15 protein-coding genes are annotated in these 17,287 nt (G+C 32.5%); 4 read left to right on the forward strand and 11 right to left on the reverse strand.

Translation table 11 applies throughout. From position 1 onward, the window contains the following. Positions 1 to 5: 5 nt before the first annotated feature. The 5 genes from AC3B6G_RS06820 to AC3B6G_RS06840 all read right to left on the reverse strand — a co-directional run bounded on the left by AC3B6G_RS06820 (position 6) and on the right by AC3B6G_RS06840 (position 4,473). On the reverse strand, positions 6 to 1,415 hold the full coding sequence (locus AC3B6G_RS06820; RefSeq protein ID WP_489849662.1) for a PH domain-containing protein: 1,410 nt from the start codon (positions 1,413 to 1,415) through the stop codon (positions 6 to 8). Next, the gene (locus AC3B6G_RS06825) at positions 1,405 to 1,869 is read right to left on the reverse strand and encodes a PH domain-containing protein (RefSeq protein WP_489849663.1); all 465 of its coding nucleotides are present in this window, start codon (positions 1,867 to 1,869) and stop codon (positions 1,405 to 1,407) included. Before AC3B6G_RS06825 ends, AC3B6G_RS06820 begins: the two co-directional genes overlap by 11 nt. 10 nt (positions 1,870 to 1,879) lie before the next feature. Next, positions 1,880 to 3,280: an MFS transporter gene (locus tag AC3B6G_RS06830; RefSeq protein ID WP_489849664.1), complete on the reverse strand. Its 1,401-nt coding sequence runs from the start codon at positions 3,278 to 3,280 to the stop codon at positions 1,880 to 1,882. A gap of 110 nt (positions 3,281 to 3,390) precedes the next feature. Beyond that, a complete protein-coding gene (locus tag AC3B6G_RS06835) occupies positions 3,391 to 4,188 on the reverse strand; it encodes a hypothetical protein (RefSeq protein WP_489849665.1) in 798 nt (265 codons plus the stop codon). Between the two features lie 66 nt (positions 4,189 to 4,254). After that, positions 4,255 to 4,473, reverse strand: coding sequence for a hypothetical protein (locus AC3B6G_RS06840; RefSeq protein ID WP_489849666.1), 219 nt, complete (start codon positions 4,471 to 4,473; stop codon positions 4,255 to 4,257). 216 nt (positions 4,474 to 4,689) lie between these two features. Between AC3B6G_RS06840 and AC3B6G_RS06845 the strand changes: the two genes are divergently transcribed. Beyond that, positions 4,690 to 5,127, forward strand: coding sequence for a hypothetical protein (locus AC3B6G_RS06845; protein WP_489849667.1), 438 nt, complete (start codon positions 4,690 to 4,692; stop codon positions 5,125 to 5,127). 108 nt (positions 5,128 to 5,235) lie between these two features. On the opposite strand, the gene AC3B6G_RS06850 is transcribed toward AC3B6G_RS06845, so the two are convergent. The 5 genes from AC3B6G_RS06850 to AC3B6G_RS06870 form a co-directional block, all read right to left on the reverse strand. Next, the gene (locus AC3B6G_RS06850) at positions 5,236 to 6,132 is read right to left on the reverse strand and encodes a DMT family transporter (RefSeq protein WP_489849668.1); all 897 of its coding nucleotides are present in this window, start codon (positions 6,130 to 6,132) and stop codon (positions 5,236 to 5,238) included. An 86-nt stretch (positions 6,133 to 6,218) separates the two neighbouring features. After that, complete coding sequence (thiD, locus tag AC3B6G_RS06855) at positions 6,219 to 7,019, reverse strand: bifunctional hydroxymethylpyrimidine kinase/phosphomethylpyrimidine kinase (RefSeq protein WP_489849669.1); 801 nt, start codon at positions 7,017 to 7,019, stop codon at positions 6,219 to 6,221. Positions 7,020 to 7,148: 129 nt separating this feature from the next. Next, positions 7,149 to 9,728, reverse strand: coding sequence for a hypothetical protein (locus AC3B6G_RS06860; protein WP_489849670.1), 2,580 nt, complete (start codon positions 9,726 to 9,728; stop codon positions 7,149 to 7,151). Between the two features lie 83 nt (positions 9,729 to 9,811). After that, a complete protein-coding gene (locus tag AC3B6G_RS06865; protein WP_489849671.1) occupies positions 9,812 to 13,603 on the reverse strand; it encodes a coiled-coil domain-containing protein in 3,792 nt (1,263 codons plus the stop codon). Positions 13,604 to 13,798: 195 nt separating this feature from the next. Then, positions 13,799 to 14,908, reverse strand: coding sequence for a DUF5776 domain-containing protein (locus AC3B6G_RS06870; protein WP_489849672.1), 1,110 nt, complete (start codon positions 14,906 to 14,908; stop codon positions 13,799 to 13,801). Between the two features lie 179 nt (positions 14,909 to 15,087). Here AC3B6G_RS06870 and AC3B6G_RS06875 point away from each other — a divergent pair, with 179 nt between their 5' ends. From AC3B6G_RS06875 to AC3B6G_RS06885, 3 genes are read left to right on the forward strand one after another with little or no spacing between them, the layout of a single operon-like run. Further along, complete coding sequence (locus AC3B6G_RS06875) at positions 15,088 to 15,582, forward strand: hypothetical protein (RefSeq protein WP_489849673.1); 495 nt, start codon at positions 15,088 to 15,090, stop codon at positions 15,580 to 15,582. Between the two features lie 44 nt (positions 15,583 to 15,626). Next, complete coding sequence (locus tag AC3B6G_RS06880; protein ID WP_489849674.1) at positions 15,627 to 16,412, forward strand: ParA family protein; 786 nt, start codon at positions 15,627 to 15,629, stop codon at positions 16,410 to 16,412. Beyond that, positions 16,409 to 16,651, forward strand: a complete 243-nt coding sequence (locus tag AC3B6G_RS06885; protein WP_489849675.1) for a hypothetical protein — start codon at positions 16,409 to 16,411, stop codon at positions 16,649 to 16,651. The genes AC3B6G_RS06880 and AC3B6G_RS06885 overlap by 4 nt, the downstream gene beginning before the upstream one ends. Positions 16,652 to 16,683: 32 nt before the next feature. Here the strand turns inward: AC3B6G_RS06885 and AC3B6G_RS06890 are convergent, their stop codons facing one another. Continuing rightward, the gene (locus tag AC3B6G_RS06890; RefSeq protein ID WP_489849676.1) at positions 16,684 to 17,178 is read right to left on the reverse strand and encodes a hypothetical protein; all 495 of its coding nucleotides are present in this window, start codon (positions 17,176 to 17,178) and stop codon (positions 16,684 to 16,686) included. Positions 17,179 to 17,287: the final 109 nt, after the last annotated feature.

The raw sequence follows: 17,287 nt of genomic DNA on the forward strand, positions 1-17,287 counted from the left end.
TTCCTCTATGCAAAATGACAGTACCAATCAAAAATGGCTTGAGCATCCGTTGCTTTTAAATATCGATATGTGAACAATGTAGCGTCATTCCCACTACGTACCATGATATCTAAATGAGTTCGTTTTGTTTTTTTCATCAAAATTGAACGATGGAGTTTCATACTTTGAATTGAATGCCAATCAACTATCATTTCTTTATTAGTTAATAGTTGGGCTGTCCTTAATAGCAACGTATCTGAACTTAATTGCTGAGCTCCAGTATAATGGCCCTTATAAATCCCGTTCAAAACAACAATACCAAGAATAATTCCAGAACCTATCCATATAAACATCCCAGTATAAAAATGATAGATTAATCCGAATATTGGTAATAACGGGATTAAAGATAAAAGAACTCCATTTCTAACAAATAACCATTTAGAATAAAAATCACCATTTTGTAAGTTAGGCTTTTTATAAGGGATGGTGCTTATAAATTGATGAACCGTTTTAGATACGATCGAATCATTAATTACGGGAATTAGGGTAATTTCTTGATGATCATCCTTACTATCATGATCGATGATAAGATGTAGCTTAACAGTCGTTAGGTGAAACAACTGACGAAGCAGACGTTGTTTGAACTCAACTGCTTGAACTCTACTAGTAGTAAATTGAAGCGTTCGCTTCTGAAATAGCCCACGTGTAATCTTAATCTTATCGACGTCACGTTCAACGGTAAAATGATAGTACTTAATAATACACTGAATAATGTTGGCAACCATCAAAAGCAAAATAATCACAACTAAACTGCCAATGATCAGCATCCCACTATGAAGAGCTCTTTCTTCAACACTATCGATATATCTCCCAAAAAATCTATCAACTTGAAATCGTTCTAAGAATGAATAAACAATCGCTAACTCAGCTACTATATTTAAATTTGTAATTGCAAAAATAAACATATCTGACCATTTAATTTGATATTTAATTTTAGAAGAATCATCGCTATGTTTAACATTAATAGCTTTATTAGATCGTCTCTTTTCTTCTATTAAATTTCCAATTTTTTCATTCACTGCTGGTAAAGCAAGCTTACTCTTATCTTCACTTTTGGCACCAGTATCAATCACCAGTTCCTCAACATGAAAGGGCTTCAAGAAAAACCATTGTTGACGCTGAACATTTTGAATCTGTTCATAAGGAACGTGGAATTGCTTCTTAAACAACCATCCCTTTTTAATTAATAACTCTTTTTCGCCAATTTCATATCTAAATGTAATGTACTGAATAAATGGAATTACTATCAAAATTAAAATTGCTACCGGAATGAACCAAATTTTAAAAAATAGCAATATTAATGGTAAAGCAAAACTACGAAGTGAATTAATAATAAACATTATCAATGCCAAAATATTCAAGCGTTTACTTCGCATTCCGGGCCTCCCGTGCTAATTCCATGACTTGATTTTTCAGTCTTTCAGCGTCTTCTTGATTTAATGCTTCGATTGAATGACTAGAACCACCAGTCGCAATCGTAATTTCAAATAAGTTTTTCATTCTTAATAGTGGCCCTTGATTCATATCAACGTTTTGAACTCGAGCAATCGGAATTGAAACATGTTGCCGAAAAAAGAACCCACTCTTGATTTCAACATCTGTTTCATTTACTGCATATTCATAAAATGCATAGCGATATGGTATCAACGCAACTTCTATAACAACTTCAATTACCATCAAGGCTAAAATAATCCACAATCCGAAAAAAGGAAGAAAGCTCCAAATATTCATAACTATAATGTAAGCAATAAGAAGAACAATCCAAAAAAATAAGCTAATTCCGGCACTTTGCAACCAAATTGTTTTTATTGATGAAGGTAAGTGTTTCATTATTCAGCTCCTATATTTTCTTATTTTTATACTTTAATAACCAAGTCAACATTACCAGGACACTACCCATAATTAAAGCTGCAATCCAGTACGTTAAATGCATTCCATAAATGAACCATTCTGGATGAGCAAATGGATAAGTCGTAATTTTATGTCCCGCTTTATAACTCATCCCCATATATAGGACTGAAGTAGCTAAGGACAATCCTAAAGCAAATCCAACATTCCGACTTAAGGCGGCCATTGCCCCCGCAATTCCTTGACGATCTTTACTAGCATTCTCCATTACCATCGGATTATTTTGAAATAGTCCATTGGCAAATGCAAAGAAGATGAATCCAGCAATCAAGACCAATAATGACCATTTTGGAACCATTATTGCAAAAATCATTTCTGCGATAATGAATAAAATTGTTGCCCTAACCGACATAAAGACAGCACCGTATTTATCACATAATACCCCACCTAAATAAGCAGTAAATACATTCACTAACGGTAAGATTGACATGATTAAACCTAATTGAGCTGGCGAATAACCAAGCGTATTTTGAATATAAAATGGTAATAATACATTATTAAAGTAAATTATAATGTACATAAACATTAATGCAATAATACTGATTGTGAATCCAGGATTTCGAAATAATGATAAATCTAGAATCGGATCATTCGAATTTTTTTCGATCATAAGAAATGATATTAGTAAAATAAATGAGCTAATGAACATCCCAATAATTAACGGATTATTGAAACTAGTTTCTTGTCCATAGAAAATGCCACCGAAAAATAAACCTAGTAATACCGATAAAGTGATAAAGCCAGGATAATCTAATTTAATTTTTACCCTTGTTTTCGGCTTCTTCGGATAAACGATTTCTCCAAATACAAACGCTGCGATGCCAATTGGCACATTAAACAAGAAAATCCAGTGCCAATTAGTAATTGCTAAAATCATTCCGGCCACAGCTGGACCAGCAATATATCCAGTTTGACCAATCGTCGTATTTAATCCTAATCCCCGTCCTCGAGCATTAAATGGAACTGCCTCAGTAATAATTCCAAAATTAGTAGCCATATTCATTGCTGCACCAATTCCTTGTAATCCTCTAGCAATTATCAGAACCGTAAAATTAGTACTTATCCCACATAATAAAGAACTAATCGTAAATAATAACGTTCCTAATTGGAAAATACGAATTTTATCCGTTTGATCGCCTAATTTACCAAATAAAATCAGCGACATACAAATTAAAATTAAATAAGCAGATGAAATCCATTCTGCCTGATTCATTGGGATTGATAACTCTTTTGAAATTTGTGGCAACGCTGTATTAACAATACTCATATCAGCGGTTCCCAAAAAAGATACCAATGCAATTGCAACAATAATAAAGAATGCTTTTTTACTCATAAAAATCCCTTTCTATTTCGCTCATCATTTCTTTATTATAGCAAACAGTTCATTTTAATGCGTCCCAACAAAAAAACAGGTATTCATTATAGAATATCTGTTCATCATTTTTACCAAATTGATTTTTTACCGTTTGGTAAAATCTTAGGTTTATTCGGTAATTTTTTCATGACCCATAAAGCTCTAAATGCAAAGAATACTGCTACTGGACCCATAACATAGAACCAAGGATTATTATTCATTGTAAAGTAAGGACTCGCTAAAGCCCACATATTAGTTGGTAAGAACGAGTTTATCGTCCCAATCAAAATAACAATTGCCAATCCCCATGAGGCACCAATTTGGGTTCCACGCTTTTCCCAATATAAACCGGGTACAACTCCCATTAAAATATTTGTAAATATGTACCATTTAAACATTGCTGTGTCATTCATGAATACCCGGAACATATTAACACAAACAACCATAAAAATTACCCAACCAATAACTTTCCACCAAGCATCTCTAACAGTCGTTTGCTTTCCCCAAATTTCAAACCGTTCTTTATAGACACACATGATTAAATTATACGTTTCAAATAACGTCCATATAATTTCAGCAATTGAAGCGCCGGTAAAAATCCAAAACCCACCAACAGCATGTGAAGCCGTTGCAAAAACGAATATCCCCATTGAGTCAATTCCGAAATAAAACGAATGCATCAAGATGCTATAGGGCGAACTATCCTCCCTTTGAATCAACGCAAAGCTATAAATATATTCGATAAATCCAATTGCAAATGTCAATCCAGCAACAGCTAAAGTAATCGCATAATGTGGATTACTGGGGCTAAATGCCCTTACAAAATCATGTAATACATAATTAGTTGATGGATAACTAGCAAATATCTTATTAATTATTTCCCACATATATATCTTCCTCTCCACAAAAAAAGCGCTGAAAAATCAGCGCCCTTTTTCAATTAGATATTAAGCCTACTTGTATAAGTTCTTAATATCTTCTTGTGCAGCATGTACTTCTGCGTCGATCTTAGCTAAGAATTCTGCTACAGGAGTAGGATTGTCTTTATCAACATTAAGACCAATAAGACCTTGTTGTTGTAAAGAAGCAATTTCTTCAGTGGTTTGTGTTAACTTATGAACACTGTTTAAACGAGCTAATAAATCTTCATTTAACTTATCGCGATCAGCCATAATATAAAATCTCCTTTTAAATAATTATTCATTTACATATTTAGTTTACCATTTTCAAGATATTAATCAATCAAATGTTACCGAATTACATAATAATTAATTTTTCTAAATATAAAATATAAACTATAAGAAGGTTGTTAATTATTATGAGTAGCCATTAATACCCTATTGCGATACAATTATTAATAGTTAATAAAACGAAAGCGGTGTTCGTGTATGTTAAAGGGAACCGATAAAGAACGAAAAATATATAATGACCTTAAAAATAAAAAGGATAAAACTTCAAATCCTAATGCTTATCTTCAGGAATTAAGCCATTTTTCACTTATCTATCAAATGAACCATGAAGACGAGTTACAAATGGATTATCATGAATACTTCAAACAATTTTTTATCGAACGTGAAGAAATCGAAGACTACATGGTCGCTTTAGGGAATGCCACCATGCTAAAGACTGATGCGATGTTTGAATCAAGGGATAAGGATCAATTATATAAATTGCTTGCAAAAAATAATGACGAACCTTTAAACATCAACAAGCTTCAAACGTTTATCGGAAATGAAAATACGATTAATGTTATTCCCGTTTCTGATAAGGATAAGGACTTTGCTTTTCACATTATTGATTCCATGGTTTACCAAATTGGAATCTAATACAAAAAAACGGATTTCCCATTGGCGACAGGAATCCGTTTTTTTGTGTAATTAATTTTCATCTATTATTGTATCATTAAATTAACAAAAAGGGAACAAACGTTTGTGCTATTTTTTGTCTGGTAATGCCAGAATAAAAACAGTACTAATAACAAGAATCCCTCCAACAACTTCATAAGTATTAAAACTAGTATTTAAAAATAAGACTGCTCCTAACGTTGCTGAAAAGGGTTCAAAGGTATCTAACATTCCAGCAACCGTTGGTGTAATATATTTTAAACTACCAACAAAACATAAAAATGACATCATCGTTCCAAATAGAACAATAAAAGCAATTCCTAAAAATCCCCCAAAAGTAATTACAGGTGGATTATCCCAAAAGGGATGGCGAATTGCAAAGAACAATCCGCCAATAACCATTGCCCACCCAATCACAACTTTTGAATCAAAATGTTGTAACAACTTAACGGGTAACATTGTCTGCAAAGCACCAGCTAACGCCAAGAGAAGTCCAACCCCCAATGCATCAGGAGAAATGGCTAAGTGACTAAAATCACCCTTGGTAACTAATAACCACGTTCCAATCAATGCCACAATTACCGCAATCGATTGGTTTCGATTTGGCAGTTTTCTATAAATCACTGCCGTTAAAATAATAATAATAACGGTTCCTAAGCTTTGCATAATTGTTGCCGTTCCAGCATTACTCTTTTGAACAGCCAATAAATACATATATTGGACAGCTGCTAAACCTAGAAAAGTATAAATTATAAATACCCATAGCAATCGTCCAGATTTCCAGATGTCCATAATCGGTTGCTTTTTTACTCCGCTGGTAAATAACAAGATCAAGATTCCGGCAATCGGCATTTTAATGCCCATTAACCATTCTGGTGAATATCGTTGATCCTGGAATAAAAATTGAGAAACTGGACCTTGAACTCCCCACATGATTCCAGCAGCAATGGCAAGAATTACACCAATTCCTTGTTTTTCTTTTTCCACATAAACACCTCAAGTTACATTCAAGTTCATAATAAAAAAGATGACCAATCATGATCATCTCACTGAATCTAATAATATATTATATGTTATAAATTAGCAAATTGATTAACAGGACCAAATTTATGAGCAACTGCAATTTCATTCTTAATTGCAGTTTGAACGTACTCATGAGCGATGGAAACTGCATCTATGAGCATCTTCCCTTTGGCTAACTCAGCTGTAATGCATGCTGAAAGGGTATCACCTGTTCCATTTTTACGATCAGTATCAAAATATGGTCCAGAGAACCATTTGCTTTCTCCAGAAGCTAGTAATAATAAATCACGAACTTCCTTTTGTTCTTTGCTATTATGACGACCCTTAATTAAGACGCTTCTTGCTCCCATTTCTTGTAACGATTGAGCTGCTGCTAACATATCATCATCACTCTTAATCGCAATTCCTGTTAATTTTTGAGCTTCATAGAAATTAGGGGTAACAATTTCTGCTAATGGTAATAAATCATTCTTAACAGTTTCAAAAGCTTCATCATCTAATAACATATCACCATGCTTAGTGATAATTACTGGATCAACAACTAATGGTCCAAAATCATATTTTTGATAGTCTTTAATAACCGCTTTGATAATTTCATTATTAGCTAACATCCCTGTTTTAGCAGCTTTAACGTTAAAATCATCGGCAGCATCTTTAAATTCCTGTTCAATAAAGTCAGTTGGCATTAAATGTTGAGCATGAATTCCAAAAGAATTACCAGCTACACATGCTGTAACAATTGATAATCCATATACTTTTTGGACAAAGAAGGTATGTAAATCAGCCTGCATACCAGCGCTACCATCACTATCAGAACCTGCAATCGTCATTGCTTGTGGAAATTCATTCATTTTTATTCCCCCTTAATAATTGTGTCTATTATACAATATTTCAATGCTTCAGGCACTCAATAATACTTTTAAAGAAAATAAAAAAGAATTGAATCTATCAATTCAATCCTTTAAATATTGTAATTTTTATTATCTGTGTAATTTTTCTTTATCCATTCCTGAACGGAAGTTTAATGTATTACCAACTTTATGAAGACTGAATGGTTGTCCTTCTTGTTTCTTATTATAAATGCTTACCCATTTGTTATGACCAGTCTTTTTAAGTTTTGCAGAATAACCATTAGCAGTTGCATAATTACCATGAACAGATACTTTCAAATCACTAGTATGCCAATAACCACTAATTGAGCTAGTATGAGCGGAAGTCGACTCTATATTTTTCTTTTTTTCAATTTTTTTGGTTGACTTAGTAGTTTTCTTACTGCTCTTCTTTTCAGATTCTTTCTTTGCTTTTTTAGCAGCTTTGGCCGCTTTTTCTTTCTTAGCATTTGCTGCTTTTCGTTTAGCATTAGCAGTATTGTATGCTTCTTTGTAAGCATCCTTAAAGGCTTGACTTGAACCAGTTAAATCACCCTTATCCCCTTTTTTACCATCTTTCTTACCGGCAATGGTTCCAAGACGGGCATCGATATAGTCTTGGCGGTATTGAGGATCAGTGTTGTTCACATCATAAACACCCTTACTTGCATCACTTAAAGCATCACTTAACACAGTGTTGCTTTCTGAAGCGCTTGAGGCAGTACTAGATGAAGTTGAACTAGTTCCCGAATCATTAGCAATGTAACTGTTGTAACTACCATTATTTGCAGCACTGGAGTTATAACTATTAGCTGAGTTAGCACTGGAAGCAGCACTAGAAGCATTACTGGAGTTAGCTGAACTGCCATTGCTACCTGCACTAGAACTAGCAGAACTTGATGAAGCAGAAGAAGGTTTAATAACATTAATTCCAGTTGCACTAGTGAATTGGCTTCCTACACCACTAGCAGCACTTGCAAGTGAATTAACATTAGGATTATTCTTAAGAACATTATAAGAACCATATTGTAAGTTAGAAACGTTTCCTAATAGTGAATAGAATTGAGCTCCTTCTTCTCCACCAAGAACACTAGCATTTAGATTCAAAACAACTGCGTCAATTGCATATTCAGAAGCTTTAGAATCGTTAGCCTTAAATGCAGATGAAGTCATTGCATAATAACTATTTGCTTGACTAGCAGCATTCTTAATTGCAGTTGCTGTACTTGCATAAGTATTTACAGCAGCTGATAACTTAGTCCAAACTGTACTTGCTGATTTAGCAGCAGATGCAGCTGTACTATTGTATTGACTTAATTGGTTTACATATGTTGCTACACTTGCATTATTAAATTGCTTACTTGGATTAGCCGCATTATACGAAGCCATTTGTGATGAAAGATTGTACGCATATTGATATGCCATACTTGCATTTACAGCTGCTTCAGAGATTTTAATGTAATCACTTTGAGCACTGCTTAAATAGGTATTAGCTGCACTAGCATGAGCTTCAGCTCCAGAGATAACAGTTTGAGCTTCGGATGCAGCAGAACTTGCACCGTATAAAGCTAAATTACTAGTGTGTTGACTCATGTCAATTAAGGCATCTTCGCTCTTCTTAGTTCCTCCGACAACTGAAGTAACTGCAATGGCTTGACTACTTAATGTAGCATAGTTTGATTGAGCAACGATCCATGCACTACTTGCAGCAGAATCAATGGTCTTACCAGCATATTGTTTAGCTTGGGAAGCAAGTACACTTGCAGAAGCAATGATATCTTTTAAATCACCGTTACTACCAGCAACAGAACTACCATTAACTACACTAGCAGATTTACCATTGATAAGAATGTTAGCTGATGATGCATATGTAATTGCATTTTGAGCTTGATCAGAAGCCAACATATCAAATTGATACTCTTGAGCAACTGATTGAGCACTAGATAATTCAGCAGATTGAGCTGAGTTCAATGCTCCAGAACTCTTTAAACTACTTAAACTACTAATAATTACACTAACGCTACTATTGACAGTAGCCATTGAGCTCCAGCCTCTCTTAGAAGCAACGTCACTAGCAACTCCACTAACTCCAATAATATATTCTGGAAGGCTACCAGCGGCAGCTGAAGCTGATGATGCAATACTTTCAGCTTGAGATGCAATACTGTTCCAATTTTCTGAAGCAGAACTAGAACTTGCTGAACTACTAGAGGTAGTGGAACTTGATGTTGTCGCAGTAAGTTGACTTGAACTACTACTGCTTGTAGAAGTACTAGTATTACTTGTAGTGGCTGTATTAGTTGCTCCTAATTGATTGTTGGAACTTGAAGATGTTTGAGATTCATTGTTACTACTTTGGGCACTAGTATCACTAGATTGTGAATCCTTAGTGCTTTGTTGTTGATTGTTCTCAGATTGTGAAGTTTTAGTATCTTGTTGACCATTATCTGATGTTTGAGTACTCGTAGAATCATTAGAAGTGGTACTAGTCATATTATTTTCATTACTATGATTTGCATCATTTTGGCCTTGGGTTGTTGTATCAGCATTTACAGTATTACCTTGTTGACTGTACGCATAACCACCAACTGCAGATAAGAAAGCTACAGAAACAACTACCCATTCTTTCTTAACTTTCTTCAATACTTTTTTATCGTTTACTTTTTTTACATTAAATTTATTATATAACATATTATCACCACACCTTTTTATTACTTTCTATTACCATTTTCATCATAAAACTTATGGAAGTAAATTTCAATTAAACACTAATTCTATCTACCAATTTGATTTGTAATTTGTTGAGCACTGTTCACAAGTCGTGAAATTTCAGAATTTGAATTTTCTGTTTGGTGAATCAAATTATTAGTGGTTTCAATAGAAGTTTGAATCCAAGTTAAATCATTTTCGTAATTACTCAATGTTTGTTTAGTCAAATTAATATCATTTTCAGCTTCATCTAATAAACTATTGGCTGAATTTAAATTACCATCCCGTAATTCGTTAAACGCACGTTGGATAACTTGATTAGCACTATCAGCCTGACTAGAAATATTTGTAACAGTATTACTCATAACGTTACGTCGATCATTGAATTGACTGGAAATACCTTGTACTTGGTTTTGAATTCCAGATGTTCCCATCGATAATTGGTTAACTTGTTGAGCTAAATTAGTCGCTTGTTGATAGTTAGCATCATTTACATCGCTAATCTTATTAAGCACTTGTTGTGTATATTGTTGAGCAATATTACTTGAATTATTAATAGCAGCTAAATTAGCGTTAACCCGTTGAACATTAATATCAAGCGTATTAACAGAACTATCATTTTTCATTGTCTTTTGGTTAGCTACATCAAATAAACGGCTAACTTCAGCTGCAACAGCGTTAGCACGATTCATTGCATCGCCAATTCCACCTTGGACACCCTTAGCTTTATTAACTTGACCATCTAATTGGATTTTAACTTCATTAATGGCAATTTCAACCTTATTAAAAGTATTATCCATCTTAAATTGACTAACGGTCTTCTTAACATCATCTACCGCATTAGAAGCTGCAGAACACATCATTGATAATTGTTCTTGATTCTTCTTCATTTCGGAAATGTTATTCTTAACATCATCATTATCATTGGTGTTAAAACAAATAACAGCCTGACTAGCATAATGATCAGTAGTCATTTCAGTGGACTTAACATCAGAACGAATTTGATTTAAATTAGCCATTGAAGCATTAGCTCTAGAATAAGTAAAGTCAATTTCATTTGCTCGACTATGCATTTCTAATTGAGCTGAGTGTAATCTCGAAGCCGCACTAAATGCTTGTTGGCCTAATTGTCTCAATGTTTCATTGTTTGGCATCATACTTGCATATTCATTAATAGTGGCTTGTTGTTGATCAGTATATGCTTTCATACTATTCATTCTAACAGTTAATGAATCAGCTAGGTTTCTGTAAGCATCTAAACTACTTAAACTAGCATTCGCATTATTGTATAGGGTTTCAACATCATCACTTGCTCCCTTAACATCATCCGTAATGCTACTAATTTGATTAATTGAATCCATTAAACTAGCATTCTTAGCTGCAACATTGTAGTAAGAATCCATCGTATTAATTTGAGATTGAATTGTATTAGAATTGTTAGCCAATTCATTATTCATCTGATTAATTTGTTGGTAATAACCATTAGTACGATTTAACGTAGCTGCTGCCATTGAATCAACTGATTCAGATGTTAAAGGATCAAAAGTCTTCGAAAGTCTGACAACTTCGTTCATTTGATTCAAGTATTGTTGAATCTTACTCAATGTTTCATTCGAATTCTTTTGGTTCATGTCAATGTTTTGGTTAACACTTTGAATTCGACTGATGATTTGAGTTGCATCGTTCATCAAAGCATCCATCTTAGAAATAGCCATTGAAATAAGACTAGTTGTTTGTCCCTGAGCTGCTTTTTGTTTAGTATTAGCAAATTCTGTCTTCAATGAATCAAACAATTGTTGTAGATGTTGCTTATTTTCTTCTAATTGTTGTCTTGCAACATTCATCTTACTAATCAATTGAGTTGCATTATTATAATCAGCAGTAATTTTACCAATCTTTTGTTCAAGTGTTTGCGTATCTGGAATAACATTAGTTGAATTTTCCATACCTTGAAGTGAATCAACAACGTCATTAGAAGATTGACTAACGTTACCTGCTGAAGGTTGGCTGAATTGAGGTTCATTAGAGGATTCAACTACGTTACTAGTTTCTACAGACACATTGCTTTGATTGAAATCACTAGCTGAAACAATTGAAGTAGGTTGGGCATCTTGGCTGTTTTCAATTGGTTGTTGATTCTTTTGAGCTTGGAAATCATTGTAGATCTTAGCGTTATCAGATGCATTTGATTTAACTTCATTCATATTATGATTTGTTTTATCTGCATATGAACTATTTTGAGCTAAAGTACTATTGAATTCATCTAGGCCAGAACTAATTGCATCACTTTTAGTTTGAGCAACTGATGTAGCTGAACTAACATAGTTAGCATACATCTTTGCTGCATTACCATCCTTGTTGTCGAATGAAATATCCACAGCACTAAAGAAACGTTGAACATCATTGAAGGCATTGTGAGCCCCTTCAATATGACTATTCAAAGAACTAATAGTATGTGGTAATTGTTGTTTAACAGCTTCCAATGCATCTTCTATATCAGCATTTTCAGTTGAAACATTTTGAACATTTTGATTAATATCGTTAATCACATTTTGATCATTATTAGAAAGGCTATCAAAATCAGAAGATAGTTTTTCACCATAATCATCAATCGTATCAATATAGTTATTGGTTTTAGCAATCGTATCACTAACACTCTTACTAATTGAATCGAAATGCTTTTTATTTTCACTAACATAATTAGCAACAGATGTTGCAAATTCGTCTACATCGCCAGCATCGCTGTAATCATTCTTAGCACTTTCAAAATATGTAGTCGCTAAACTTACTGCAGCATCTTCAACTGATGAATCATTTTCAGCTTCGGAACTCTTTTCTACTGCAACGCTATTCTCAACTGCAGATTGTTCTTGAACAGAACTTTCCTCAGAAGATTCATTTTCATTCAATAAACTGTTATCAGAACTTAAATCATAATTATTCTGAACTGAATTTAAAGTACTTGATGCCGATGATGCCCTAGCTTCACCTGAAACTTGGTTATCATGTGCAGATTTCTTAATTTCAGAAAAGTTAATAACATTTGATGAAGGTTTACTCTCGGCTCCTGCTTGGGCAGTATCATTAGCAACATTACTTGCTGAACTAACAACAGAAGTATCAGTAACACTGCTTTGAACAATATCATTATTTGCTCTCAAAAAGTGCTGATATTCTGCCGATAAAACGTGATTAGTACTAATTTGATTCAAAATTGTTTTTTCAACAATTGAATGATTAGGGCTTTCATTACTCTTGCCAGCAACATTATCAGCTAAACTCACAGCAAATAAAGAACGGTGTTGTTCGTTATCCTCTAAAGCAACACTGTTCTCCGTATCGTTAATACTTGCACTATTAGCTTTAGCAGAGGCCTTACTTTCACTAGCACTCAAAGTTTTTTCATCTAGTGAAATATTTTTATTAATTGGTTGATTTAAACTAAAATGATATCCATTTTGGTCTGCTTTAGAAGCTTCAGATAAATTAGAAGATGAAGAAACTGAATCCACATCATTTCTAGCGTTACTAGTGAGTACAACATCACTAGCCTTCCTCTTTCCTGGAGCCACAAAACTTCTTTGATTAGGAGAATATAATATTCTGTGATCAGATACCCGAGTGCTCTTATTAGCCACAGATGACTTCGGTGCAGCTTGAGTCTTTTTCTGATTAGCAGAATCAAATGGTAAATCATCCCAATGACCACTAATATTTTTACTTCTATAAAATGAATTATAATTTTTTGTAAATTCCATCAATGCGAGAGAGGTAACCAACCAACGCATCTCTGGTTGTGTTGTAGGTACCTTCTCTTCACCCGCATTGTTTGAAAACTCTCTCTTAAACAATGACATATTACCACCACTCATTATATTTAAAACATTACTCATTATATTTAAAACACATTGAATCTAATTTAAGTATTAATTACATGATAATACGAATGACGATATAAATCCACTATCATTCATGAATGAATTTAAAAATCATTCTAAATATAAAAAGATTAATTGTTCTATAAAAGAAGCAATTAACCTTTATTATATCAGTTATTTAATTTTATCAACAAAATCAGGATTAGCTGTGATAAAACCACTCTTTACCTTATAGCGAAGTCTTCCTGCTTTTGATGAACCATGCTGCGTAATCTTTTGATTAGATAATTCTTTATTAGTTGCTAATCTTAATCTCTTATTTAGAGCAAAAGTAGCATCTGAATAGATATAACATTTTCTTTTAACATGAACTCGATGTGGATTAACACTGAACAATTTATTTTTATTTTTTGAATTTAATTTTTGATTTTTCTTTTTTTCTAATTCATTTTGACGTTGCTCAAAATTTTTAATTCGATTTTCAAATTCAGTTTCGAACTTTAATAATGTTTCATTTAATTTTTGAATTGTCTTTTTCAAATCCAGATTACTTTGTTTAATCCCATTTATATCGTCAGATTCTTTTTTTACATTACTATCATTTTTAGTTTGTTGAACATTATTATTGTTATTTGGAGTTGTTACACTTCGTGAGTATAAAGTTTTATTTACTTGCCATTCTTTATTACTAACATTTAACTTTTGAGAATTATTATCCTTTGAATCTTCTATTTTTGAATTAAGTTTATTCAAGGAATCTGACTGAATATTATTAGTAGGATTATTTGTTATTTTTTGGGATGTTTCTTCGGTAGTTTTCTTTTCTTTGTCTTCACTATGAAAGTCATTTGAATTCCCATTACTTAAATTAACATCTTTTTTATCCGCTTGATTATGGGTATTACAAAATTCAACCTTGCTACTCTTTTCTAACTCACTTTCATTCCAACTGTCCACCCCATCATTTTCACTCTTTTTAAATTGGATTTGTTCTTGATTCAAATTTAGTTGATGCTCGTTTAAATCAATTAAAAGACTTCTTGCGGGAACGTAATACGTTTGGGGATTTTCCATTTGAACATCGTTTTCTAGACTAATTTTATTGATATCTCTGTTTTCCAAAGCAGCAACTAATTCTTGTTGATTATGGACAACTTGAACATTTTCTTTATCAGCATTTGCAACAATTGAGCAATTAAAAGATCCAAAGCATAGCATTGATAGAAGAACTAATTTCCCCCTTTTTCTAGTATTTTTATATTTAGCTACTAATTCTTTATTCAATAGCATATTTATCACCTCAGTAATAATTACGTAAATCATTTTATTTCTTCAAAAAGTAATTAATTACAAATTACTTTTTTTAAATTATTTATAATTAATTTTAAATAAATAATTATATATGTTATTATAATTAGTAATTATTCAATCAGAGATGATTAAGGAAAGAAGGACTATATAATATGAAGAAAAAATTTATTAAGTACAGTTTAGTTGGACTCGCAGCCCTTTCATTTTCAGAATTTGCCCCAAAAGTAAATGCATCAAAAACTTCGATTCAAACAACTCCGTTTAGTTTAAGAGGAAAATGGTTCAGCTCAAATCAAGCTGGCAATCGTCAATTTACAAGAATTGGAAGTCAATTCGTTTTAACTGCTAAATATATGTATTTCCATCATAAAAATAATAACCATCCTCTAAATCATTTTCATCACTTTAATATGAGCGGAGTTACTTTATATTCCAACAAACAATCTGGTGATCGTAAATTAAATATTAAGCTTAAAGGTTATAAAGATGGAAGTCCTGTTTATCAATTAGCTGATAACTCTCCTCTATACTGGACTACTAAAATGACAATTAGAGGTAAATATCAAACTGTTCTTAAATCTTTATCCAATAACCTGTTAACCATTAGTACTCAACACCCAATCAAACAAAATAATACAAATAAATAATTATTAATTATAAATTATTTATAATTGAAAACGGAGGATAAAAAATGGGTAAAGTATTACTTCATTTTAATTTTAAAGGTGGCGTAGGCAAAACGACCATGACGGTACTAGATGCTTATTTACTTAATAAGATGGGTAAAAAAGTCTTACTAATCGATATGGATCCCCAAGCAAATGCTACTGAAATTATTAACTCAACATATAATAATGATAAAACCCCAGTTACTTCTTTAACTGATGGTTTATTAAAATTTGATTTATCTAACAGTATTGTTAATGTTAACGATGGACTTGATTTAATTCCTTCGGACTGGTCGCTCAGTCGTTGGCCTGGACAAGTTGAAAAATATAATCGAAAAGAAAGACCCTTAATATTAAAGCACTTAATTGCACCTTTAAAAGAGAAGTATGACTATATCCTATTTGATGTTCCACCAACACTATCTACTTTTACAAATAATGCTATTTTGGCTAGTGACTTCATTTCATTAGTTCTTCAAACTCAACGGCAAGCGTATACTTCAATATTGAAAACCGCTCAATACATGTATCAATTGAGAAAGGATTACGATAAAGAAGCTGATTATAACGTTCTGGGAGTTATCTTATATTTAGTTAAACATAGTGCAAAGACCGATCGTGAAATTTCTGAAGCTGCAAAAGAATCGTTTGGCAATGCCGTTTTTAATCATTATGTATATCAACAGGAACGAATCAAAGTTTTTGGTGATTCAGGAATTAAAGATGAAGATTATTGGGATAAGAGAGCTTTAGATATGTATCAAACTGTTTTAGAAGAAGAATTAACAAGAATGGAGAAGGCCAAATGATGAAAGACGATTTTTTAAATAAAATGGCAAATGAAGCTAACCAACAATTAAAGACTAGTGATTCTAGTAGTCCATTTGCAAAACAAAAAGAAACTAGTAAACCAATTCAAGTTAGACAAAGTTATTATCAAGAAATTAAGAAGATTGCTTTCTTTCAAGATAAAAAAATGATTGATGTTATTGATGACATGCTTAGTTTTGCAATCAACTCCGGAAAATTTAATAGTAATGAAAAATAAAAACGATGATTTTAAAAATCATCGTTTTTATTTTAAAACTTATTAGTCAATGTATTTCCATTAGCAGCCGTGTATAATAATTTAGCTTCATTATTAGGATCAACAATTCCTAACTTAACGTTATTTCCTTTAACTTGTTTGGAAACTGAAAGTGATGTTTTTCTAACTCCACCAACAAACTGATTCCAATTTGTTTCTGCGGATGAATTACCATTCTTTGATAACTTGATTAATTGAAGAACTGATTTATTAATTGGTTTTAACATAATCGTATTACTAGGTTGATCATAATGAACTTTAAATAGTCCTTTATAATTACTCTTCAATGATTTAGTAATCATATGAATTTGAACTTCTTGACCAGCATTATTTTGTGATTGTTGATTAGCATTCGCAAAATAAGTTGATGGTAATTTATCACTAGATGAAACTTTCTTTTGTGCATTTTGATTTGGATTACTACATGCTGATAAAGAAATCATCAACAACCCCATTGTAAATCCACAAATCATTTTTTTCATATTCATAACACTTCCCCCCCATTCTTATATTATAACAAACAGTTTAAACTTAACAATCCCAAAGAACTATGATAATATTATTTGTATTCACTAAGAAAATGATTTCATTCTCAAA

Source organism: Nicoliella sp. ESL1149, assembly GCF_058107265.1.